We start from the raw sequence: 20,438 nt of genomic DNA on the forward strand, positions 1-20,438 counted from the left end.
CCCCTCATCCGTCAGCCTTCGGCTGCCACCTTCTCCCGCAAGGGGAGAAGGGCCTTGGCAAGGAAGCCGGCGAAGGCCGCTTCCTGTTCCAGTCGGGCCGCCACGGGCCAGGCGACGATCCGTCCGCGCCATTGGGGCGACAGACGCACCCAGTCCTTTTCGGTCGTCACCAGACCGGCCTCGAACAGGGCCGCCCGATCGGTCAGCAGGGCGAAGTCGCGCTCCGACAGTTCGGCGTGATCGGGGAAGGGGACGAAGTCCTTCAGGTCGCAACCGGCGGCGATCAGCGACCGCTCGACCTTCCACGGCTTGGCGATGCCGGCGAAGCCGACCTGAGGCCCTGACGGCGGCGCGACGGCGGGCTCCAGCCGGGCGATGAAGACGGGCAGGGCGCCGAAGGTCGCGACCAGTTCCGGGTCGGCTTCGGACAGGTCGGCGGGCAGCAGGACGACGACCGCGTCGGCGCGGGCCAGTCCGGCCGCTAACGGCTCGCGCATCGGCCCGGACGGAAAGACCGAGCCGTCGCCGAAGGGCCATTCGTCGCCGCGCGTTTCGCCGTCGACGACGATCAGGCTGAGGGTCTTCTTCAGCGTCGGGTTCTGATGGGCGTCGTCCAGAACCAGGGTCTCGGCCCCGGCGGCGACGGCGGCTTTCGCCCCGGCGACGCGGTCGCGGGCGATCCAGGCGGGGGCGTCGGCGGCCAGCATCAGCGGCTCATCACCCACGTCGGCGGCGGTGTGGACGGCCAGATCGACCTGAACCGGGCCTTCCAGCGCGCCGCCATAGCCACGTGACAGGGCGGCGGCCTTGATCCCTTGCGCGTGCAGCAGGCGCAGGACCTCGCGGGTGATCGGGGTCTTGCCCGAACCGCCCACGGTCAGGTTGCCGATGGAGATGACCGGCGCGCCGGGATCGACGGGCGTGGCGCGGGCGATGCGGCGGGCGGTGACCCCGGCCCAGAGCCATGAGGCGGGCTTGAGCAGCATGCGCGTCATCGGGGCATGGCGGCGGTCGCGGCTGTACCACCAGCGGGGGGTGTTCAGCTTCATCGGCGGCCTCGCGACGGGGCGGCGGGCAGGTGGGCCTGTAGGGCCAGCCACAAACGGTCCAGCCCGGCGGCGGCCTCGGCGGCGGCGCGGCGGCCGCGCTCGCCCATGTCGCGCGCCGCGTCGGGATCGGCCAGCAGAGGTCCGACGCTCCCCGGCAGTTCGGCTGGCGACAGGACGGAGACCAGTCCGCCCGATTGCTTGAGCATCCGCGTCACCGCGGCCCAGTTGCTGGCGTCGGGGCCGGTGACGACGGGCTTGGCCAGACGCGCCGGCTCCAGCGGATTGTGCCCGCCGACGGCGCCGCCGCCCAGCGCGGGCGCGAAGGAGCCGCCCATGACCACCACGTCGGCCAGCCGCATGAACAGGCCCAGTTCGCCGAGCGTATCGGCCAGATAGATGTCGGTCTGATCCGTCACCGGCTGGCGCAGGCTGCGCCGGGCGAAGCTGTAGCCGTCCTGGGCCAGTGACCGGGCGATCTCGTCGGCGCGGTCGGGATGGCGCGGCACGACGATCAGGAACAGCCGGTCGGCCAGATGGTCCAGCGCCCCGACGATGGCCATTTCCTCGTGCTCGTGGGTGCTGGCGGCGACGACGACGGGGCGGTCGTCGATCAGGGCCGACAGGCGGCCGAACTCGCCCTTGTCATAGGGCAGGGGCTCGCCGGACAGCTTCAGGTTCACCTGGCCGTCGACGCGGGCGCCCAGGGCCGTGAGCCGATCGGCGCTGTCCTGATCCTGGGGCCAGACATGGGCGAAGGTCGCCATCAGGGCGCGCGCCATGCCGGGGGCCTTCTTCCAGCCCTCGGCGGTCTTGTCGGTGATGCGGGCGCTGACCAGGGCCAGGGCCACGCCGCGCTTCTTGGCCGCCGTCAGCAGATTGGGCCACAGCTCGCTTTCGACGAAGACGCCGACGGTGGGCCGCCAGTGGTCGAGGAAGGCGGCGACGGCGCCGGGGCTGTCCACCGGGGCGAACTGGTGGATGACGCCGGGCGGCAGACGCTGGGCCAGAATCTGCGCCGAGGTCAGGGTGCCGGTGGTGACCAGGACCGTCACGTCGGGCCGGTCCTTGCGGATGCGCTCGGCCAGGGGAAGGATGGACAGGGCCTCGCCGACGCTGACGCCGTGAATCCACATCAGCGGCCCGGCGGGACGGGCGACGCCGGCCAGGCCCAGGCGCTCGTCGACCCGCTGCGGGTCTTCCTTGCCCTGCTTGACCCGGGCGTCGAGCAGGCGCGGGGCCAGGGGCTCGATCAGTCGGGTCAGCAGGCGATAGGCGATCAGGGCGGGGCTGAAGATCACGGCCTAGATCCGCTTCAGGCCGACGATGGCGTCGGCGCGGGCTTCGACCGCCGTCAGCCGTTTGGTCCAGTCGGCGACGACCTCAGACATCTCCGCGCCCTCGGGATACCAGGCCTTGTCCCAGACGATGGCGCCCTTGCCGAAGGGCAGAGGCAGAACGGCCTTGTCCCAGCTGTTCAGCCGGATCGCGGGCTTGCACGAAATGCCGATGAAGAGGGCGGGCGCGCCTGACAGCTTGGCCATCAGCGGCAGGCCCTCGGCCATCTGCTGCGCCGGGCCGCGCGGCCCGTCCGGGGTGACGGCCAGACCGCCGACCTTCAACTGTTTCAGGCCGTCGCGCAGGGCCTGGGTGCCGCCCTTGGACTGCTTGGCCTTGTCCTTGTTGCTGGAGGAGCCGCGCACGGCGGGGATGCCGAGGCGTCCCACGGCCTTGGCGAAGAATTCGCCGTCGGCGCTGAGCGAGACCAGGCCCTTGATCGGCTGCGCCCGCTTCATCGGCCAGCAGGCAGGCGCGAGGGCAAGCCGGGAGTGCCAGAAGGCGCACAGCACGCCGCCGCCCTGGGCCCAGGCCTCTTCGGCGACCTGCTCGTTCTCATGCTCCCAGCGGATGGTGGCATAACAGAACCGCATCCATTCCGAGAGGATCCAGGCCATGGAGGTCTGGATGATCGGGTTGCGCAGCGGCCTCATGCGCCGGTCTCGTCGGGCAGGGGCGAGGCAACGACGGGCGACGGGCCGTCCAGCGACTGCTGCCGGGCCAGGCGGGCGTAGAGACCGCCCTTCTTGACTAGGGCGGCGTGGCTGCCCTTTTCGACCACGCGGCCGGCCTCGATGACATAGATGCGGTCGGCGTTCTGAACCGTCGACAGGCGGTGAGCAATCATCAGGGTGGCGCGGCCCTGCATCAGCCGTTCCAGCGCCGCCTGGACCAGGGCCTCGCTCTCGGTGTCCAGCGCGCTGGTGGCCTCGTCCAGCAGCAGGATGGGGGCGTTCTTCAGGAAGGCGCGGGCGATGGCGATGCGCTGGCGCTGACCGCCCGACAGCCGCATCCCGGCCTCGCCGACGCGGGTGGCGTAGCCCTCGGGCAGGGCGGCGATGAAGTCGTGGGCGGCGGCGGCGCGGGCGGCCTCGATGATCTGCTCGGCGGTCGCGCCCTTGCGGCCGTAGGCGATATTGGCGGCGACCGTGTCGTCGAACAGGAAGGGCTCCTGCGTCACCAGGGCGATGTGGTCGCGCAGGGACTGCAGCTTCAGTTCGCGGATGTCGCGGCCGTTGATGGTCACGGCCCCGGCGGTGACGTCGTAGAAGCGTGGCAGCAGCGACAGGATGGTCGACTTGCCGCCCCCCGACGGGCCGACCAGGGCGATGGTCTCGCCCGGCGCGACGCGCAGGCTGACGTCCGACAGGGTCGGCGCGGCGCCGTCCTCGCTGGTCTGATAGGCGAAGGAGACGTGATCCAGGGCCACGGTGACCGGACCGGTCTCCAGCTCTATGGCGTCGGTCGCCTCGCGGATTTCAGGCTCGATATCCAGGGCGGTGAACAGGCGCCGCGCGGCGGTCAGGCCTTCGCTGAGGACCGTGGTCAGGTTGGTCACCTGACGCAGGGCCTGGCCGGCCAGCAGCAGCATACCGATGAAGGAGGCGAAGGCGCCGACCGTCATCTGACCCTGGCTGGCGCTCCAGCCGGCATAGGCCATGACGGCGGCGACGATGCCGTAGGCGACGATGTCGCTGGCCGGCCCGGCGAAGGCGCGGCTGTCGGACCCCCTGATGATGTGGCGTTGGCGACGCGCGATGACCTCGCCGACGCGGGCTTCCTCGGCGGCCTCGCGGTTCTCGATCTTGATGACGCGGACGCCGTCCAGGTTCTCCATCAGGGCGCTGGACAGGGCCTCGGTCTCGACCATGGCCCCGCGCGCGGCCTTGCGCGACTTCTTGCCGAAGCGACGGATGATCCAGCTGACCACCGGCACGCCCAGCAGGACGATCAGGGTCAGCGGCAGGTCGATGAAGCCCATGGCGATGATGACGCCCAGCAGCATCAGGGCGTTCTGGGTGTAGTTGACCACGCCGGAGGTGAAGGCTTCGCGCACCAGATTGGCGTCGAACAGGACGGACGAGACGAAGCTGCCGGAGTGCTGGCCGCGCAGGCGCGACAGGTCGGCCCGGATCATGCCCGAGAAGAGCTGTTTCTGGATGTCGCCGACGATGCCGTGGCCCAGCCGGTTCACCAGCGCCGCCTGCGCCGCCATGGCCAGCGAGCGGACGACCGCCACCATGATGATGAACAGCGGGATGAGGATCAGCACCTTGTCCGACGGAATGCTGACCAGACCCCAGACCTGAACCGGTCCTTGGTGCCTGGTGAACAGCAGGTCGATCGCGGGTTCGAGGAACTTCAGCAGCAGGGCCGTCAGTCCGCCCGAAACCGCCGCACAGAACATGGAGGCGAAGAAGGCGCGCTTGTGCCGGGACAGGTAGTCGCGCCAGATCCGGCCCAAAAGCGGCCGCAGAGGTTCGCGGGTGTTGGGTGCGGGCGCGGGAACGGTCATTGGCTCTCGGTCGAACGGGACGGGCGTCAAGTCAAGCCGCCGCCGTCAAGCTGGTGGTGACGCGGTGCGGATTCATCGCTATCTGCGGCCTATGGCGCGCTATGATCTGACAACACTGATGGGCCGGTTCAAGGCGCATTGGTCCTATTTCTGGGCGGATCACGCCTTCCTGCGCACGGCCTTCACCAACGCCCACTGGCTGGGGCCGGACCTGGTGCGCACCAACCAGCCCTCGCCGGGGCAACTGGCCTATTGGCGGCGGCGCGGGATCACGACGGTCATCAACCTGCGCGGTCAGCGCGACGAGGCCTATTACTGGCTGGAGAAGGCGGCGTGCGAGCAGCTGGGCCTGACCCTGATCGACGCCCCGCTGGATTCGCGCGATGCGCCGGGCCGCGACCGTATCCACCGGGCGCGCGAACTGTTCCGCACCATCGAATACCCGGCCCTGATCCACTGCAAGTCCGGCGCGGACCGGGCCGGGATGATGGCGGTGCTGTATCGCCATTTCCATCTGGGCGAGCCGATCTCGGCGGCCATGTCTGAACTGGGCAAGCGCACCCTGCACAGCCGCGAGGGGCTGACCGGGGTGCTGGACTATGTGCTGGAGAAATATGTCGCCGAGGTCGAGCCGACCGGCGTCAGCTTCGAGGACTGGATCGACAGCGACGCCTATGACCCCAAGACGATCCGCGCCGAGTTCAAGGCCGGCTGGTGGGGCAAGCTGGTCGTCGACCGCCTGCTGAAGCGCGAATAGGCGATCAGCCCTTCAATTAGCCCCAGGGGCCGCGCTTGGCATGACCGGAGCCGGGGCTGGAGGACTGGCCGTTCTCGGCGTCACGGCGGGCCTTGCGGTCGGCCTCCCACTGGCGGAACCAGCGCCCATAGTGGCGCTCGCGCCCCAGAACGATCAGCCACAGGGCCAGGACGCTCAGCAGGGAGATGAGGCCGAACAACTGTCCGCCGTCGATGGTGTAGCCGAACAGGGTCATGGCCGCGACTCCGGTTCGTGGGGGTGGTGATGGTGGGTTTCGGCCGGGGTGATCGGGTCATTCCAGGCGGTGTCCTGATCCTCGCCCGGACGCGGCGCGTGCGCCGGCTGGCGCCGCACCACCCAGACGATCACGGCCACGGCCACGATCACCAGCAGCAGGACGATCAGGGTGGGCATCATGACGGCAACCTCTCCAGAAACGCCAAAGGCGGCTGACGGGAAAGCGCGTCAGCCGCCTGTGCGGTTCCGAAACCTTGCCGTGAGGCGTGCTTTCGCCTCAGACGTCGCTGCGCGGGTCGATCAGCTTGTGCGCGTGCAGGATGAAGTAGCGCATGTGGGCGTTGTCGACGGTGGCCTGGGCGCGGGCCTTCCAGGCCTGTTTGGCTTCTTCATAATTGCCGTAGGCGCCAACGAATTCGACCTTGGACAGGTCACGGAAGATCGGCTCGGCCGGGTGGCGCATCTCGCCGCCGATGACGAGGTGAAGCAGTTGGGGGTCGTGGGCGTCAGCCATGGAGCGGGCAATCCATTGCGAAAGGAGATCAGATCGCCAGCGGGATAGGCGCTGTGCGCCTGACGATCAACGGGTGAAGGGCCGGCGCGGCGCAGATCAGGCTGGTTTGTCGCGGATCGGGGCGATTAAACCGCCACGGACGGCCCATATGGTCGCTGACCCTGGCCCCGGCCTCCTCGGCGATCAGGGCGCCGGCGCAGACGTCCCAGTCCCATTTGGGGCTGATGGCGATGGCCGCGTCAAAGGCTCCGGCGGCGACCAGGGCCATGCGGTAGGCCAGGGCGTTGCGCTTGGTGAAGCGCATTTCCGGCCAGGGCTCGGCCCATTCGCGCGCCTCCATCAACCGGGCGTCGGCCAGAAGCTCGGCGTCCTCCAGGGTGTCGGTGTCCGAGGCGCTGATAGGGCGGCCCTGCAGCCGGGCGCCGCCGCCCAGGGTGGCCTCGAACATCTCGCCCAGCATGGGGGCGTGGATGACGGCGGCGACGGGGCGGCCGTCCTCGACCACGGCGATGGGCACGCACCACCAAGGCTTGTTCTTCATATAGGCGACGGTGCCGTCGATCGGATCGACGACGAAGATGCGCTTCTTCGTCAGGCGCTCGGCGCTGTCCGCCGTCTCCTCGGACAGCCAGCCGTAGTCGGGGCGGGCGCCCAGCAGCGTATCGCGCAGCAGTTGATCCACCGCCAGATCGGCGCTGGTGACGGGCGAGCCGCCTTCCTTGGACCAGACCTTCAGCCCCGTCTCGCGATGCTCGAGTGCCAGCCGGCCCGCAGCCAGCGCCGCATCGCGGATCAGTTCGAGGTCGGAGAGAAGGTCGGTCATTTTCCGGCGATGGCCACCGCGTCGAACATCAGGGAGGGGCTGTTGAAGGAACCCCGGAACTCCAGATCCGATCCGCGCACCAGTCGGGCGTAAAGGTCGATCAGGTTGCCGGCCACGGTCACTTCGCTGACCGGATAGGCTGCCTGGCCGTCCTCGAACCAGAAACCCGACACCCCCGCCGACCAGTCGCCGGTGTTGGCGTTCAGCGAGGGGCCGAACATGGAGGTGATCAGCAGGCCCGACCCGGCCTCGGCCATCAGGCCCGCCTTGTCGCGCTCGCCCGGCGCCAGATGCAGGTTGTGGGTCGAGACGCCCGACGGACCCGCCAGACCGCGCGAGGCGTGACCCGTCGAGGCCAGGCCCAGCTGAGCGGCGGCGGCCGTGTTCAGCAGCCAGGTGGTGATGACGCCGTCTTCGACGATGTTGCGACGCTCGACCGCCACGCCCTCGTCGTCGAAGGGGGTGGAGCCCAGGCCGCGCAGACGGAACGGGTCGTCGATCAGGTCGACGCCGGCGGGCAGGACCCGCTGGCCCAGCTTGTCCTTCAGGAAGGAGCTGCCGCGGGCGATGGCCGGGCCGGAAATGGCGCCCAGCAGGGGCGACAGGACCTGGGTGGCGATGCGGTTCTCGAAGATGACCGGGGCGGTGGTCGAGGCGATCTTGCGTGAGCCCACGCGGGCCACGGCGCGCTCGCCCGCCTTCAGGCCGATCTCGGCGGCGCCGGGCAGGTCGGACAGGTAGCGGGTCGCGCGGCTTTCGCCGCCGCGCTCCATGGCGCCGTCCTTCTCGGCGATGACGCCGACGCCGAGCGAGAAGGCGCTGCCCTTATGACGACCGTCAAAGCCGTGCGAGGTGACCAGACGCCATTCGCTGGCCGACCAGGAGGCGTGACCGCCCTCGGACTTGGACACGCCCGCGACGCCCAGGGCTGCGGCCTCGGCCTCGGCGGCGGCGGCTTCCAGCGCCTCGGCGGTGCGCTCGGACGGATCGAACAGGTCGAGGTCGGCGTGCGGACCCTTCGCCAGCCGGTCCTGCGGGGCCAGCGAGGCATAGGGGTCTTCGGGGGCCAGCTTCGCCATCGCCACGGCGCGCTCGACCAGACGGGCGCGGGTCGCGTCGGACAGGTCGGAGGCGGAGACGGTGGCTTGGTGGCGGCCGATGAAGACGCGCAGGCCCAGGTCGCGGGCCTCCTCGCGCTCGACCTCTTCCAGTTCGGCGTTACGCACGCCGACGGACAGGGAGGCGCGGTGGGCCGAGACGGCCTCGGCGGCGTCGGCGCCGGCCTTCAGCGCGGCGGCGACCAGATCATGCAGGATGTCGGGGGAGGGCGTCTGTTCGGACATGCCCCGATATGGCGGACCCGCCCCGGCGCCGCAACTGCTCGCTGCTAGATCACCGACCAGGCGATCAGGCTGACGGCGGCGACCAGCAGGGCCAGCCAGGTCAGGACCGTGCCCGTCACCCGGCCCAGCGACGGCCCCTTCTGGAACAGCAGGCCCAGACCGTGGATGACGCGGCCCAGGAACAGCACGCCGCCGACGCCGTGGATCAGCAGGGGCGGGGCGCCGACGAAGGCCAGCAGGATCAGGCCGCAGATGCCGGCGGGCACATATTCGGCGGCGTTGCCGAAGGCCCGGACGGCGGGCGTCATCTCGGGATTACCCCCGTCGCCGAACTCGATCATGAACCGACGGCGTCGGCTGACCACGACGCTGGACAGGACCAGCAGGGTCAGGATCAGCATCCCGCCCCAGAGGGCGGCGGCCTGGATCGAAGGGACCATGCTCACTTCTCCCGTCCGACCGGATACAGGCGGTAGCGCTGATCATAGAAGGGCGTGCGCTCGTAGAACCAGGCCAATCGCGCGTCGCCGTCGGCGGCGAAGGCGGGCTCGGCGGCCAGCTTGGCTTCGAACTCGGCCTTCAACGCCGGATCGGCGGCCAGCATCTTTTCGGCCAGGGGGGCGATGGCGTAGGCCTCGATGTACTCGACGCGGTTCAGCACCTCGGGGAACATGCCCCAGGCGAAGAAGCTCTCGCTCGACTGCGGCTCCAGCAGCAGGATGGCGACGTCGCCCATCGGCTGATCGGTCGGCACGCGCACCGAGCCGACCGGGAAGGTCCAGTCCTTGGCCTCGGCGCGGACCTCGCCGACCGTGATCGGCACATGGCCTTCGTTGGTGCGGCTTGAAACCTTGGGATCGACCAGGCGCAGCATGTCGACGGCGACCGTGCGCGGCGCGGACAGCGTCTCCATCTGCACGCCGTGGGTCTTCAGCCGCGCGATGATGTCGGCGCGGTAGGACGGCACCCAGTAGGCGGTCGGGCGCTTCAGCGTCAGGGTCGGGTGTGAGCCGAAGTAGGGCACCTGCCACAGCACCGGGTCCGGCTGGCCCAGCCAGCGCAGTTCGGGACGGCCCGAGGCGACGCTGTCATAGGTGTCATAGAGGATGCCCTTGAAGGGGCGGATGCGGATCGGCTGCTCGTCGCCGACGAAGTTGGCGGGCAGTTCGGCGGGACGCAGGGCGCGGTCGGCATTGATGGCGGCGCGCAGGGTCTGCGACTTGTCGGCCAGCAGCTTCAGCGCTTCTTCCAGGAAGACATAGGTGCCCAGCACCCGCTGCTCGTGCGGCTTCAGGCTGTGGTTCTCGATCAGGATGGTCGGGACGTGCGCCGCCGAGCCCCAGCCGTTGGAGTAGCGCTCGCCCAGACCGCCGTCGTTCATGCCCTTCTTCGGGTCGCGGTCGTCGATGGCGAAGACCAGTTCGCCGGGGATGTGGCCCTGGGCCTCCAGCGCGGCGTCCATGTCGGGCTTGAAGGCGTCGTCCAGCCACTTCGCGATGGCCGGGCTGCGGCTCCAGATCCCGTCCTCGCCGTTGTAGCCGTAGGTGACGTCGTACTGGTAGTCGATGCCGTCGGTGACGTGGATGTCGACGTAGAGGTCGGGCTGATACTTGTGGATCAGCCCCATGACGGCCTGCATCTCGGCCTGATCCAGCTTCATGAAGTCGCGGTTCAGGTTCTGGTTGGTCGCCGTGTGGCGCCAGCCCTGATTGCGCGGTCCGCGCTGGTTGGGGCGGGAGTAAGGGCTGGTGCGCTCGTGCCCGTCCACGCTCAGGATCGGGATCAGGATCAGGTTGGCGCGGTCCAGCAGGCCGTCCTTGCCGTAGAAAGCCATGTCGCGCAGCAGCATCATGCCCGCGTCCTTGCCGTCGATCTCGCCGGGGTGGATGCCGGCCTGGGCCAGCAGGACGGGCTTGTTCGGGTCCAGCGTGGCGCCGTCCTTGGACGCGATGACCGCATAGATCGGGCGGCCCTCCGGCGAGACGCCGAACTGCTCAATGCGGATCAGATCGCTGGCCGCGTCCAGACGGTCGAACCAGGCGCGGGTGTCGGCGTAGGAGGGCGAAAAGTCATGCGCAGCATCGGCTTCGAAGGCCGTGACCCAGGGATCGGAGGCGTCGCGCAGCAGGGCCTTGGACGCGCCGTTCCACGCGGGCGCGGGCGGCAGGAAGGCCTGATCCCAAGGCGCTGAATTGGGCGCGGCGTTCGGAACGGAGGGGGTCTGGGACATGGCGGGACTCGAAGCGAACGCCGCGACGGCGGCGAGAAGCAGACTGGTGCGCATGGCGCCTGTCTTCCGCCGTCGCGTTCGTCCTGGCAAGCCCGATCAGCCGTTCTGTTTGGCGCGCAGACGCTCGACGGTGGCTTGAGCCGCCTGGCGGCGGGCCGTGTGGCTTTGCCATTCCGTGCGCTGCGCCTCGGTCAGGCCGCCTTCGGCTGTATTGGCGGCTTCAAGGTCAGCGATCTTGTCGTCCAGTTCGAACACCTCGTCCTCGGCGGCGATCAGGCGTTCCTGTTCGGCCTCCGAAAGGCGCGGACGCGGGCGAGGCGGCGAGCGCCGGGCCATGCCGCCGGATCCGACACGCACCTGAGCATCTGCGAGCGTTGGGACATAGAGGGCGGGGGTCGCCACGGCGAGGGCCAGGACCAGGACGAATGCGGGCTTCATGGAGCGCTCCGATTGCTATCCCGAAACGCTACGTTGAGATTACGACTTCGTCATCTGAAAATCGTATTTGCGCCACATTTGGCTAATCGCAGGTATTTCTAGCCGCCGCCGCTCATCGGCGCCCATCCGCCCGCTGCCGCCAGCGCCGCCGCCGAACGGGCCATCTGCCACAGGCTGTAGAGCAGGACGACGGCCAGGGCCCCCACCGCCACCCGGCGCCAGGGCGCAAAGGCCGCCGTGGCGGTGCCGACTACGAAGATGGCGACGCCGGTCCATAGGGGCACGGAACTGGCCACTCGTGCGAACCCCGGGTTCCTCTGACCCAGGATGATCACCATGACGGCGACGATCAGATTGGCGGCCAGGATGCAGCCGAAGACCAGCCGCCGGTGCGCCCAGAAGTGGGTATCCATGTCGATGCGCTCGTGGGCGCCTTCCGCCGAGACGCGCGGGAAGGTGACGCTGGCCGCCACATAGAAGGTTGCGGCGATGCTCAGGCTGACCAACAGCAGGAAGGTGTTGAACGGGGCTCCGCGAAAGATGACCCAGGCCTGGTTCCAGAAGGTGGCGATGTCGATGGCCACGAACAGGGCGAGCGCAGGCGTCAGCCAGCCGAAGCGGATGCGCTCGCGCTCATGCAGCACGCGCGCGAAACCGCCGACCAGTTCGGCCACCGACAGGCCCAGCAACAGGCCGTAGAAGCTGAAGAAGAACTCGAACGCGCTCAATGCAGCCCCCCGACCTAGACGCGGGGCAAGCTAGACGGTTACCCGCCGCCGCACCAGTCGGCGGCGGGGAAGGTCGGGCTCCGGAATTCTTCCCAGTCCTCCGTCGATGCGGTGCTCCTTGGCAAGGAGAAGGGCGGGGGCGGCACAGCGACGGCGAGGCCACCCCGGGGGTCATGCCTGGGTGAAGTCCATGATCCAGTTGACCTCCCACGTCGCGCCGCTGTCGTAGGAGAAGGCCTGGCTCCACCGGGCGCTGTCAGGGCGGATATCGGACCAGATGTAGCGGGCGATGATCGGGCGGTCGCCGTCGGTGTCGGGGCCTTCCAGCGTGCAGCCGTCCGCGGTGAACCGGCCGCGCACTGGTGGCTGCAAGACGCCGTCCAGACTGTTGACCCAGTGGATCGACCATTCGCCCGAGGCGACGTCGAGGGTTCTGACCGCCATGCCGCTCCAGCCGCGCGCGGGGCAGCTCATCTCCTCGATATTGGCCAGACCGCCCAGGCGCGGCTCGCACGATGCGACGGCGTCGAATACGTCCCAATCCGCAACGCCGTCCCGACCGCCGCCGCGTATCTTCAGTCGGCGATGGGCGACGTTCCAGCGCCCGTGGATGAAGTCGAAATCGCGAATTTGGGGGATGGTCTCGGATGAGGCGACTGACATGGCGGGTCCTTTCTGACGGCCGGGATGTCCGGTCGGGCAGGGATAGGCTGTATAAACTGTCATCCAATGTCAGGATTTATCGACTAGGGTCGAAAAATGCGCGCTAGCCGACTGCTCTCGATCCTGCTGCTGCTCCAGACCCGGGGGCGGATGACCGCCGAGACGCTGGCGGCGGAGTTCGAGGTGTCAGTGCGCACCATCTATCGCGACATCGACCAGCTGAGCGCCGCCGGCGCGCCGGTCTATGCCGACCGGGGGCGATCCGGCGGGTTCCAACTGATGGACGGCTATCGCACCCGGTTGACCGGATTGACCGACGCGGAGGCCGAAACGCTGTTCCTGGGCGGTCTGTCGGGACCAGCGGCGCAGATGGGATTTTCAGCCGCCGTCACCACCATGCAGTTGAAGTTGCTGGCCGCCCTGCCGCCCGAACGTCAGGCGGCGGCGGAGCGGCTGGCGGGGCGTTTCCACCTGGATCCGGTCGGATGGTATCAAAATCCCGACGACGCCAAACGGCTGCCGATCATCGCCCAGGCGGTGTGGAACAACCACAGAATCCAGGTGCGCTACGAAAGCTGGAAAGGCGTCGTCGATCGCGATCTTGAGCCTCTGGGCCTGATCCTGAAGGCCGGGCTCTGGTATCTGGCCGCCCGCCCGACGGAGGGCGCCGCTGGTGATCCCAAGCGGGACCCGCGCACTTACCGGGTGACGAAAATTCGGGACCTGTCGGTCAGCGATGAGACGTTCGAGCGCCCAGCGGCGTTCGATCTGGCGGACTGGTGGGGCGCGACCTCGCGGCGCTTCGAGGCCGAGATTTTAACCGACCGGGCCACGTTGCGCCTGTCGGCGGAAGGGCTGAGGCGGCTGGTGCGGTTGGGCGCCGAACAGGCCCGCATCGCCGCGGAAGCCGAGGTCGGCGCCGACTGGGTCGTGGTCAACCTCCCGATCGAATCAATCGACCATGCCGCGACCGACCTGTTGCGGCTGGGGGGCGAGGCGGAAGTGTTGGCTCCACCGGCGCTGAGAGCTGCGATGCGTGCGACGGCGATGCGGCTGGCGGCGATCTACGAGACTTGAATCATTTCCAGATCGGCTTGCCGTCGCCGGGCAGGCCCAGTCGATCCCAGATATCTGACACCCGCTCGACCACGCCCTCGTCCATGCGGATATCCTCGCCCCATTCGCGCTTGGTCTCGGGCTCCCACTTGTCGGTGGCGTCCAGACCGATCTTGGAGCCCAGGCCGCTCTCGGGGCTGGCGAAGTCCAGATAGTCGATCGGGGTGTTCTCGATGACGGTGATGTCGCGCGCCGGGTCCATCTTGGTCGAGACGGCCCACATGACGTCCTTCCAGTCGCGGGCGTTGATGTCGTCGTCCACGACAATGATCCACTTGGTGTACATGAACTGGCGCAGATAGCTCCAGCAACCCATCATCACCCGCTTGGCGTGGCCCGAATAGGCCTTCTTCATCGACACCACGGCGATGCGATAGCTGCAGCCCTCGGGCGGCAGCCAGAAGTCGGTGATCTCGGGGAACTGCTGGCGGATCAGGGGGATGAAGACCTCGTTCAGCGCCTCGCCCAGCACGCTCGGCTCGTCCGGCGGACGGCCGGTGAAGGTGGTCAGATAGATGGGGTCTTTCCGCATGGTGACGGCGCTGACCTGGAAGACCGGGAACTTCTCGACCGAGTTGTAGTAGCCGGTGTGGTCGCCGTAGGGGCCTTCGTCCTCGAACTCGTCGAGCAGGACGTGGCCTTCCAGCACGATCTCGGCCTGGGCCGGGACCATCAGCGGCACGGTCTTGCAGGGGACCAGCTCGGCCTTGGAGCCGCGCATCAGGCCCGCGAACTGATACTCCGACAGGGTCTCCGGCACCGGGGTCACGGCGGCCAGAATGGTGCCCGGATCGGCGCCGAGCACGACGGCGCAGGGCAGGGGCTCGCGCTTGCCCGCCTTCTTGTGCCGGGCGTAGTGCTGGGCCCCGCCGCGATGGGCCAGCCAGCGCATGATGGCCTTGTCCTTGCCCAGCACCTGCATCCGATAGATGCCCAGGTTGAAGTCGTCCTCGCGCTCGTCCGACGGCCCCTTGGTCACGACCAGGCCCCAGGTGATCAGCGGCGCGGGCTCGCCGGGCCAGCAGCCTTGAATGGGCAGCCTTGTCAGGTCGATCTGGTCGCCCTTCAGCACCACTTCCTGAACGGGCGCCTTCTTCACCGTCTTGGGCCGCATGGACATGACGGTCTGGGCCAGCGGCAGCATCTCCATCGCGTCGCCGAAGCCGCGCGGCGGCGTCGGATTGCGCAGGAAGGCCAGCAGTTCGCCGACTTCCCGCAGCTCGCCCGCCGTGGTGCGCGCCTTGCCCTCCAGCGTCACGCCCATGGCCACCCGCTTCACCGTGCCGAACAGGTTGGCCAGGCAGGGGATGGGGCTGATCGAGCCGTCGGGCATGACCGGCTTTTCGAACAGGACCGCCGGGCCGCCGTTGCGCAGCAGCCGGGTCTGGATCTCCGTCATCTCCAGATGGGTGGAGACGGGTTCGGCGACGCGAACCAGTTCGCCATCGGCTTCGAGGACAGCGATGAAATCGCGCAGGGACTTGTAGGCCATGCGCTGACGCTTAGGCGGGTAGAGGCCGTCTGTCACGCCGTCCGAAGGTGCGGTCGATCGCCACGATGATCAGGCCGACGATCAGGAAGAAGACCAGCAGGCCCGCGAAATAGGCCATGACCGTGCCCAGCCCCAGCTTGTCCGCGTCCACGAACCAGTAGGGCCACCAGCCGCTCAGCGTGCCGTGCAGCAAGGTCCAGGCGCCATAGATCAGCACCGGGATCAGCCATTTCACCGGATCGATCCAGCGCAGCCGCCCCTTGGGCGTGAAGGCCAGCCAGTCGACCACAAAGGCGATCGGCATGACGTAGTGCAGCAGGTTGTTGCCCACCAACGTCCAGCCCTGCGGGTTCCATGTGGCGGCCAGCAGGAAGTGATAGGTCATGCCGACCACGACGATATACATGGCTACGGCGGCGCGGACGCCCTCGCTGGCGGCCCAGCGCCCCAATCGGCTGCCCGGCGACAAGGCGGGTCCGGTCAGGGCCAGGGCGACCAGAATATTGCTCAGGATGGTGAAGAAGCTGAAGTAGTTCAGCGTCATAAGGCCCAGGCTTGGCTGCGTTTCGTCGATCAGCGCCAGGACGTATTGCAGGATCAGCGCGAACCAGCCGACGCAGGCGAAGGCGGCGCGATAGAGGCGGGCCATCAGTATTCGGGCCGGTCGGCTGCCAGCGCCCACACCGGCAGGTGCAGGGCGCGGGTGGCGGCGTCGATGCCTGCGGAATCCAGATGCTCGCGACCCGCCTCGATCCGGCGCAGGGCCTCGGGCGTCAGGTTCAGGGCGGCGGCGAGATCGGACGAGGCGACGCCTCTCTGATCCCGCCAGCGCCGAATGCGGGCGCCGATGGCGGCGTCCATCGGGTCAATGCCCGGAAACCCCAGAACCGAACCCATCGTCGCCTCCCGACGCCCTGATCAGGCTTTGCCGTCAGACGGCATCCTGATCCCATTGGAAGGCCGCGTCCAGCCAGTCGCCGAGGCGGCCGTCGGGACGGGCCAGGGCGTGGATGCGCGCCATGTCGTCCGCTGACAGCTCGAAGTCGAAGATGTCGAAGCTCTCGCGGGCGCGCTCGACCTTGGTGGTGCGCGGAATGGCGATGACGCCCTGCTGGATGAACCAGCGCAGGGTGACCTGGCCGTGGGTCTTGCCGTGGGCCCTAGCGATCTGGCCGATCACGGCGTCGTCGGCGATCTTGCCCTGGGCCAGCGGCGACCAGGCGGTGATGGAGGAACCCAGTTCGCGCGCCGTCTCGATCAGGGTCTTCTGCGACAGATAGGGGTGGTGTTCGACCTGGTTGGTGATCAGCGGCGCCTGGGACAGGGCCGCCGCCTGGCGGAACTGCGCCGACGGGAAGTTCGACAGGCCGATATGCTTCGTGAAGCCCTTCTCCTGCGCCTCGTTCAGGGCGCCGATGGTTTCGGCCAGCGTCGGCGTCGGCTTGGGCCAGTGCAGCAGCAGCAGGTCGGGCGTCAGGCCCAGGCTGATGGCGGACTCCTCGGCCTGACGCAGCAGGGCGTCGCGATGGAAATGCTCGACCCAGATCTTGGTGGTGACGAAGACCTCCTCGCGGGCCACGATTCCCTCGGCCACGGCGTCGGCGATACCGTCGCCCACGGCCTTCTCGTTTTTGTAGATCCAGGCCGTATCGATGTGGCGATAGCCGATGCGCAGGGCCTCATGCACCATGCGCCGCGCGTCCCCGGCCTCCAGCTGCCAGGTGCCGAAGCCCAGAAGCGGAATCTCGACGCCAGATGCGATGGCGGTCGGCTGATCAGAATAGGGCATGGGAGGCTCCGCGCGTTCAGGAGCGCTCGATATAGGCACCCGATCAGGCGTCGCCATTGTCCAGCCAGTGGAAAATCCGGTCCCACAGGGGCTCCATCCCCTTGCGGAAGGCGCCTTCGTGGCCGATGCGCCGAGCGCCGAAATCTGACGGAGCGTGGACGCTGATCTCGGACGGGGCCTTGGTGTAAACCGTCAGCAGGTCGCGCGCTGTGTTCGGCGTGGCGATGGGATCGTCGGTGAAGATCCACGAGCGGATCGGCGCGGTCACGGCCTCATAGTGGTGGGGCCGCAGCGTCGTCTCCAGTTCGCGCGAGAAGTATTCCCGCTTCAGGCACCAGCGCCGCCAGGTGGTGAAGACCCCGCGCGGCAGGTCGGTCCCGCCCCACAGCCCGCCGCCCTTGATGTAGCCGTGCCGCATCAGGCTGAACGGCCCGAAGCCCAGCCAGAAGAAGAGCTCCAGCGGATTGTAGCTGCGATGGTGCCCGCCCCACCATCCGGTCCCGACCGAGACGAAGGCGTGGCGGTCGATGCGGTCCTGATTGTGCATGAAGCCCAGGAAGTGCCCGCCGACGCTGTGGCCGACATGGACGACACGCAGGCCCGGCGCCGCCGCGATCAGGGCGTCCAGGGCGGCGGGCATGTCCAGCCGGCCCCAGTCGGGATAGTCCATCGCCATGGCCTTCAGGTCGTCGGGCCGCGACCCGGCTATGCCCCGGAAGTCATAGGTCAGCACCGCCGCGCCCCGCTCCGCCATATGCCGGGCGAACCGCTCGTAGAAGCCCTTGGGAAAGCCGGTGCCCGACGACACCAGCACCGCCACGCGCGGCTCCGCTGCCGACACCAGCCGCATCGACAGCGGATAGCCGTCAGCGGCCGGGGCGGTGATGTCGCGCGTGATGAGGTCGCTCATAGAGTCCGTCCTGTTTGGAAACGAACTCTAGGCGATTGACGCGGCGTCAGGTCAAGAGGCCGGATCAATAGGCCAGGGCGTTGCCGTCTTTCCGCATCTCGGTGGCCGCGCCGTAGGTCCAGCGGCCCTGTTCGTTGATCTGCTTCATGACGTTCTGATAGCCGCCGAAGCCGCCGTCGGGCGGGCCGAGGTCCCAGCCCATGGCGGTCAGTTGCTGCTGGGTGGCCTCGGGCACGCCGGATTCCAGGTGCAGCTTGCCGACGCCCTCGGCGGGCTGGCCGGTCGGTTCGGACGAGCCGTAGTGCTGCCAGCGCGGGCTGTCGCCGGCCTCCTGCGGGTCCAGGCCGTAGTCGACCATGTTGATGATGATCTGGGCCTGGCCCTGCGGCTGCATCCCCCCGCCCATGACGCCGTAAGCCATCCACGGCTCGCCGTCCTTGCAGGCGAAGCCGGGGATGATGGTGTGGAAGGGCCGCTTGCCCGGCGCATAGACGTTGGGGTGGCCGTCGGTGAGCGAGAACAGCTCGCCCCGGTCCTGGAACATGAAGCCCAGGGTGCCGCCGTCCGGGCCGTCGGGCGTCAGGCCCGAGCCCATGCCGCGATAGTTGGACTGGATCCAACTGACCATCATCCCGTCCTTGTCGGCCACGCTGAAATAGGTGGTGTCGCCCTGGGTCGGGGCGTCGCCGGGGAAGACGCGGTCCATGACGCGGCTCGGGTTGATCAATTTCGCCCGCTCGGCGGCGTAGGCCTTGGAGTTCAGCCAGGTGGTCGGGGCCTTGGCGAAGCGCTCGTCGGCGAAGTAGCGGGCGCGGTCCTCGAAGGCCAAGCGCTTGGCCTCGGCCTGGACGTGGATCGAGGCGGCGGACTGGAAGCCCATGGCCTTCAGGTCGAACTGCTCGCAGATGTTCAGGATCTGGTTGGTCGACAGGCCCTGGGTGTTCGGCCCCAACGAATAGACCTCGACCCCGCGATAGGTGGTCATCAGCGGCTCGACCCATTCGGTGCGGTGGACGGCCAGGTCGGCGCGGGTCATCCAGCCGCCGATACGCTTGAAATAGCGTTCAATATGGTCGGCGATGGCGCCGTCATAGAAGGCGTCGCGGCCGCCCTCGGCGATCATCCGGTAGGTGCGGCCCAGGTCGGGGTTGGCGAAGACCTCGCCCGTCTTCGGCGTCCGGCCGTGGGGGCGGTACACCTTCTTGCGGTTGTCATTCTCCTCGATCTGGGCGCTGGCGCGGTCGAAGCCGGCCATGTTGCGTTCCAGATACCAGGCGATGACCGAGGGCACGGGCACGCCCTGTTCGCACAGCTCAGCGACCGGCAGCAGGACCTCCTTCCACGGCAGCTTGCCGTAGCGCTGGTGGGCGCTCCACCAGGCGTCGACCGTGCCGGGCACGTTGACGGTCACGGCGCCGTATTTGGGCAGGTAGCCGTCGGGGCCGGCCTTGGACCGGGCGGTGGCCAGCGACAGGCCGCGTGGGCTGTTCCCCGAGCCGTTGAAACCCACGACCTTTTTCTGCGCCGGGTCCCACATCAGGCAGAAGGCGTCGCCGCCGATGCCGTTGGCGGTCGGCTCCAGGAAGCCCAGGGCGGCGTTGATGGCGATGGCGGCGTCGATGGCCGAGCCGCCGCGCCGCAGGGTGTCCAGGCCGATCAGGGTGGCGGCGGGGTGGGCGGTCGCGGCGGCGCCGTTCGCGCCCCAGACCGTCGAGCGGCCGACGAACTTCGGTCCTGTCACCCGGTCGCCGATGCCGACGCCTGCATAAGGATCGGCCGGGCGAGGCGAGGGGGCGGCGGGCGCTTGCGCTGTCGGCTGGCTCGTCGTCTGTGCGGCGACCGATCCGGCTCCGGCCAGAAGGGCGCTCGCGGGCAGGGTGGACAGGAAGGTGCGGCGACGCATGGCGAAATTCCCCGAAAACTGACGGACCGCATCAAGGACCGGCCTTGCATCTGGGGCAAGCGCGCTATGACGTTCAGGCAAAGAAAAAGGGCCGCTCCCGGAGGAACGGCCCTGATTCATGAGAGAGGATGTAAGTCCTACTCGATGTCTTCGTTCAGGAGGCCGACCTTGTAGAAGCCGTTTTCCTGAAGCTTGTTCATGACTTCCATGAACTGGTTGTACTTCACTTCGGCCTGGGCGCGAACGAAGACGCGCTCCTCGCGGCAGTCCGTGGCCACGGCCTGAGCCGAGCAGACGTCGGCCGGCAGGGTCGCGATCGAGGTTTCTTTCTCGGCGATGTAGATGCTGCCCGATTCCTGGATCGTGATGTACACGGGTTCCTTGGGCTTCTCGGTGGACGGGTTCGGAACCGCCGGCGGCAGGTCCAGCTTGATCGACACGGTGGCCAGCGGCGCGGCGACCATGAAGATGATCAGCAGCACCAGCATGATGTCGACGAACGGCGTGACGTTGATGTCCGCGTTCTGTTCGATCGTTTTGCCACCCTGGCCCGCGGGACCGGAAAGTTTAGAGCCCATACGCCGTCGTCTCCATCA

23 protein-coding genes are annotated in these 20,438 nt (G+C 68.4%); 2 read left to right on the forward strand and 21 right to left on the reverse strand.

Going from position 1 to position 20,438, the window contains the following annotated elements; translation table 11 throughout:
- Positions 1 to 11: 11 nt before the first annotated feature.
- Genes lpxK through ACREEF_RS02105 form a run of 4 tightly spaced genes read right to left on the reverse strand, consistent with a single transcriptional unit; the run spans position 12 to position 4,899 of the window.
- Positions 12 to 1,049 carry a tetraacyldisaccharide 4'-kinase gene (lpxK, locus tag ACREEF_RS02090; RefSeq protein WP_431563959.1) on the reverse strand — a complete coding sequence of 346 codons (1,038 nt, stop codon included), beginning with the start codon at positions 1,047 to 1,049 and terminating at the stop codon, positions 12 to 14.
- Positions 1,046 to 2,347: a 3-deoxy-D-manno-octulosonic acid transferase gene (locus ACREEF_RS02095; RefSeq protein ID WP_431563960.1), complete on the reverse strand. Its 1,302-nt coding sequence runs from the start codon at positions 2,345 to 2,347 to the stop codon at positions 1,046 to 1,048. Before ACREEF_RS02095 ends, lpxK begins: the two co-directional genes overlap by 4 nt.
- Before the next feature lie 3 nt (positions 2,348 to 2,350).
- A complete protein-coding gene (locus ACREEF_RS02100) occupies positions 2,351 to 3,037 on the reverse strand; it encodes a lysophospholipid acyltransferase family protein (protein ID WP_431563961.1) in 687 nt (228 codons plus the stop codon).
- Positions 3,034 to 4,899 (reverse strand): ABC transporter ATP-binding protein, encoded by a 1,866-nt coding sequence (locus tag ACREEF_RS02105; RefSeq protein WP_431563962.1) that lies wholly within the window; start codon positions 4,897 to 4,899, stop codon positions 3,034 to 3,036. Before ACREEF_RS02105 ends, ACREEF_RS02100 begins: the two co-directional genes overlap by 4 nt.
- Positions 4,900 to 4,990: 91 nt before the next feature.
- On the opposite strand from ACREEF_RS02105, the gene ACREEF_RS02110 reads away from it, so the two are divergent.
- Positions 4,991 to 5,656, forward strand: a complete 666-nt coding sequence (locus ACREEF_RS02110; protein WP_431563963.1) for a fused DSP-PTPase phosphatase/NAD kinase-like protein — start codon at positions 4,991 to 4,993, stop codon at positions 5,654 to 5,656.
- 16 nt (positions 5,657 to 5,672) lie between these two features.
- Here ACREEF_RS02110 and ACREEF_RS02115 read toward each other — a convergent pair whose 3' ends face one another.
- From ACREEF_RS02115 to ACREEF_RS02160, 10 genes are all read right to left on the reverse strand, one after another.
- Positions 5,673 to 5,891, reverse strand: a complete 219-nt coding sequence (locus tag ACREEF_RS02115; protein ID WP_431563964.1) for a hypothetical protein — start codon at positions 5,889 to 5,891, stop codon at positions 5,673 to 5,675.
- Positions 5,888 to 6,073 carry a hypothetical protein gene (locus ACREEF_RS02120; protein WP_431563965.1) on the reverse strand — a complete coding sequence of 62 codons (186 nt, stop codon included), beginning with the start codon at positions 6,071 to 6,073 and terminating at the stop codon, positions 5,888 to 5,890. Before ACREEF_RS02120 ends, ACREEF_RS02115 begins: the two co-directional genes overlap by 4 nt.
- A 97-nt stretch (positions 6,074 to 6,170) precedes the next feature.
- Positions 6,171 to 6,407 carry a DUF4170 domain-containing protein gene (locus ACREEF_RS02125; RefSeq protein ID WP_431563966.1) on the reverse strand — a complete coding sequence of 79 codons (237 nt, stop codon included), beginning with the start codon at positions 6,405 to 6,407 and terminating at the stop codon, positions 6,171 to 6,173.
- A gap of 28 nt (positions 6,408 to 6,435) precedes the next feature.
- Entirely contained in the window at positions 6,436 to 7,230 is a 795-nt protein-coding gene (locus tag ACREEF_RS02130; RefSeq protein ID WP_431563967.1) for a 3'(2'),5'-bisphosphate nucleotidase CysQ, read from the reverse strand.
- Complete coding sequence (locus ACREEF_RS02135; RefSeq protein ID WP_431563968.1) at positions 7,227 to 8,573, reverse strand: TldD/PmbA family protein; 1,347 nt, start codon at positions 8,571 to 8,573, stop codon at positions 7,227 to 7,229. Before ACREEF_RS02135 ends, ACREEF_RS02130 begins: the two co-directional genes overlap by 4 nt.
- A gap of 44 nt (positions 8,574 to 8,617) precedes the next feature.
- Entirely contained in the window at positions 8,618 to 9,013 is a 396-nt protein-coding gene (locus ACREEF_RS02140) for an MAPEG family protein (RefSeq protein WP_431563969.1), read from the reverse strand.
- Positions 9,014 to 9,015: 2 nt separating this feature from the next.
- Positions 9,016 to 10,857, reverse strand: a complete 1,842-nt coding sequence (locus ACREEF_RS02145) for a M14 family metallopeptidase (RefSeq protein ID WP_431563970.1) — start codon at positions 10,855 to 10,857, stop codon at positions 9,016 to 9,018.
- Between the two features lie 42 nt (positions 10,858 to 10,899).
- A complete protein-coding gene (locus tag ACREEF_RS02150; protein WP_431563971.1) occupies positions 10,900 to 11,241 on the reverse strand; it encodes a hypothetical protein in 342 nt (113 codons plus the stop codon).
- A 98-nt stretch (positions 11,242 to 11,339) separates the two neighbouring features.
- Positions 11,340 to 11,969: a hypothetical protein gene (locus ACREEF_RS02155; RefSeq protein ID WP_431563972.1), complete on the reverse strand. Its 630-nt coding sequence runs from the start codon at positions 11,967 to 11,969 to the stop codon at positions 11,340 to 11,342.
- Positions 11,970 to 12,140: 171 nt separating this feature from the next.
- Positions 12,141 to 12,632 carry a DUF1579 domain-containing protein gene (locus ACREEF_RS02160; protein WP_431563973.1) on the reverse strand — a complete coding sequence of 164 codons (492 nt, stop codon included), beginning with the start codon at positions 12,630 to 12,632 and terminating at the stop codon, positions 12,141 to 12,143.
- A 96-nt stretch (positions 12,633 to 12,728) separates the two neighbouring features.
- Between ACREEF_RS02160 and ACREEF_RS02165 the strand changes: the two genes are divergently transcribed.
- Positions 12,729 to 13,709 carry a helix-turn-helix transcriptional regulator gene (locus tag ACREEF_RS02165; RefSeq protein WP_431563974.1) on the forward strand — a complete coding sequence of 327 codons (981 nt, stop codon included), beginning with the start codon at positions 12,729 to 12,731 and terminating at the stop codon, positions 13,707 to 13,709.
- Between the two features lies 1 nt (position 13,710).
- On the opposite strand, the gene ACREEF_RS02170 is transcribed toward ACREEF_RS02165, so the two are convergent.
- The 7 genes from ACREEF_RS02170 to ACREEF_RS02200 all read right to left on the reverse strand — a co-directional run bounded on the left by ACREEF_RS02170 (position 13,711) and on the right by ACREEF_RS02200 (position 20,420).
- Entirely contained in the window at positions 13,711 to 15,240 is a 1,530-nt protein-coding gene (locus ACREEF_RS02170) for a UbiD family decarboxylase (RefSeq protein ID WP_431563975.1), read from the reverse strand.
- A 10-nt stretch (positions 15,241 to 15,250) separates the two neighbouring features.
- Entirely contained in the window at positions 15,251 to 15,889 is a 639-nt protein-coding gene (locus tag ACREEF_RS02175) for a Pr6Pr family membrane protein (protein WP_431563976.1), read from the reverse strand.
- Positions 15,889 to 16,137 carry a helix-turn-helix domain-containing protein gene (locus tag ACREEF_RS02180; RefSeq protein WP_431563977.1) on the reverse strand — a complete coding sequence of 83 codons (249 nt, stop codon included), beginning with the start codon at positions 16,135 to 16,137 and terminating at the stop codon, positions 15,889 to 15,891. Before ACREEF_RS02180 ends, ACREEF_RS02175 begins: the two co-directional genes overlap by 1 nt.
- Positions 16,138 to 16,171: 34 nt before the next feature.
- Positions 16,172 to 17,029 carry an aldo/keto reductase gene (locus ACREEF_RS02185; RefSeq protein ID WP_431563978.1) on the reverse strand — a complete coding sequence of 286 codons (858 nt, stop codon included), beginning with the start codon at positions 17,027 to 17,029 and terminating at the stop codon, positions 16,172 to 16,174.
- A gap of 43 nt (positions 17,030 to 17,072) precedes the next feature.
- A complete protein-coding gene (locus tag ACREEF_RS02190) occupies positions 17,073 to 17,939 on the reverse strand; it encodes an alpha/beta hydrolase family protein (protein WP_431563979.1) in 867 nt (288 codons plus the stop codon).
- A gap of 64 nt (positions 17,940 to 18,003) precedes the next feature.
- Positions 18,004 to 19,842 (reverse strand): gamma-glutamyltransferase family protein, encoded by a 1,839-nt coding sequence (locus ACREEF_RS02195; RefSeq protein WP_431563980.1) that lies wholly within the window; start codon positions 19,840 to 19,842, stop codon positions 18,004 to 18,006.
- A gap of 137 nt (positions 19,843 to 19,979) precedes the next feature.
- Complete coding sequence (locus ACREEF_RS02200) at positions 19,980 to 20,420, reverse strand: biopolymer transporter ExbD (protein ID WP_431563981.1); 441 nt, start codon at positions 20,418 to 20,420, stop codon at positions 19,980 to 19,982.
- Positions 20,421 to 20,438: the final 18 nt, after the last annotated feature.

Source organism: Brevundimonas sp., assembly GCF_050729455.1.
Taxonomy (GTDB): Bacteria; Pseudomonadota; Alphaproteobacteria; order Caulobacterales; family Caulobacteraceae; genus Brevundimonas.

What these genes read in the sequence shown, in the direction of transcription:
- lpxK (WP_431563959.1), bottom strand. Translation starts at nt 1,049, where the DNA reads ATGAAGCTGAACACCCCCCGCTGGTGGTACAGCCGCGACCGCCGCCAT.
- ACREEF_RS02100 (WP_431563961.1), bottom strand. Translation starts at nt 3,037, where the DNA reads ATGAGGCCGCTGCGCAACCCGATCATCCAGACCTCCATGGCCTGGATC.
- ACREEF_RS02105 (WP_431563962.1), bottom strand. Translation starts at nt 4,899, where the DNA reads ATGACCGTTCCCGCGCCCGCACCCAACACCCGCGAACCTCTGCGGCCG.
- ACREEF_RS02110 (WP_431563963.1), top strand. Translation starts at nt 4,991, where the DNA reads ATGGCGCGCTATGATCTGACAACACTGATGGGCCGGTTCAAGGCGCAT.
- ACREEF_RS02115 (WP_431563964.1), bottom strand. Translation starts at nt 5,891, where the DNA reads ATGACCCTGTTCGGCTACACCATCGACGGCGGACAGTTGTTCGGCCTC.
- ACREEF_RS02120 (WP_431563965.1), bottom strand. Translation starts at nt 6,073, where the DNA reads ATGATGCCCACCCTGATCGTCCTGCTGCTGGTGATCGTGGCCGTGGCC.
- ACREEF_RS02125 (WP_431563966.1), bottom strand. Translation starts at nt 6,407, where the DNA reads ATGGCTGACGCCCACGACCCCCAACTGCTTCACCTCGTCATCGGCGGC.
- ACREEF_RS02130 (WP_431563967.1), bottom strand. Translation starts at nt 7,230, where the DNA reads ATGACCGACCTTCTCTCCGACCTCGAACTGATCCGCGATGCGGCGCTG.
- ACREEF_RS02135 (WP_431563968.1), bottom strand. Translation starts at nt 8,573, where the DNA reads ATGTCCGAACAGACGCCCTCCCCCGACATCCTGCATGATCTGGTCGCC.
- ACREEF_RS02140 (WP_431563969.1), bottom strand. Translation starts at nt 9,013, where the DNA reads ATGGTCCCTTCGATCCAGGCCGCCGCCCTCTGGGGCGGGATGCTGATC.
- ACREEF_RS02145 (WP_431563970.1), bottom strand. Translation starts at nt 10,857, where the DNA reads ATGCGCACCAGTCTGCTTCTCGCCGCCGTCGCGGCGTTCGCTTCGAGT.
- ACREEF_RS02150 (WP_431563971.1), bottom strand. Translation starts at nt 11,241, where the DNA reads ATGAAGCCCGCATTCGTCCTGGTCCTGGCCCTCGCCGTGGCGACCCCC.
- ACREEF_RS02160 (WP_431563973.1), bottom strand. Translation starts at nt 12,632, where the DNA reads ATGTCAGTCGCCTCATCCGAGACCATCCCCCAAATTCGCGATTTCGAC.
- ACREEF_RS02165 (WP_431563974.1), top strand. Translation starts at nt 12,729, where the DNA reads ATGCGCGCTAGCCGACTGCTCTCGATCCTGCTGCTGCTCCAGACCCGG.
- ACREEF_RS02170 (WP_431563975.1), bottom strand. Translation starts at nt 15,240, where the DNA reads ATGGCCTACAAGTCCCTGCGCGATTTCATCGCTGTCCTCGAAGCCGAT.
- ACREEF_RS02175 (WP_431563976.1), bottom strand. Translation starts at nt 15,889, where the DNA reads ATGGCCCGCCTCTATCGCGCCGCCTTCGCCTGCGTCGGCTGGTTCGCG.
- ACREEF_RS02180 (WP_431563977.1), bottom strand. Translation starts at nt 16,137, where the DNA reads ATGGGTTCGGTTCTGGGGTTTCCGGGCATTGACCCGATGGACGCCGCC.
- ACREEF_RS02185 (WP_431563978.1), bottom strand. Translation starts at nt 17,029, where the DNA reads ATGCCCTATTCTGATCAGCCGACCGCCATCGCATCTGGCGTCGAGATT.
- ACREEF_RS02190 (WP_431563979.1), bottom strand. Translation starts at nt 17,939, where the DNA reads ATGAGCGACCTCATCACGCGCGACATCACCGCCCCGGCCGCTGACGGC.
- ACREEF_RS02195 (WP_431563980.1), bottom strand. Translation starts at nt 19,842, where the DNA reads ATGCGTCGCCGCACCTTCCTGTCCACCCTGCCCGCGAGCGCCCTTCTG.
- ACREEF_RS02200 (WP_431563981.1), bottom strand. Translation starts at nt 20,420, where the DNA reads ATGGGCTCTAAACTTTCCGGTCCCGCGGGCCAGGGTGGCAAAACGATC.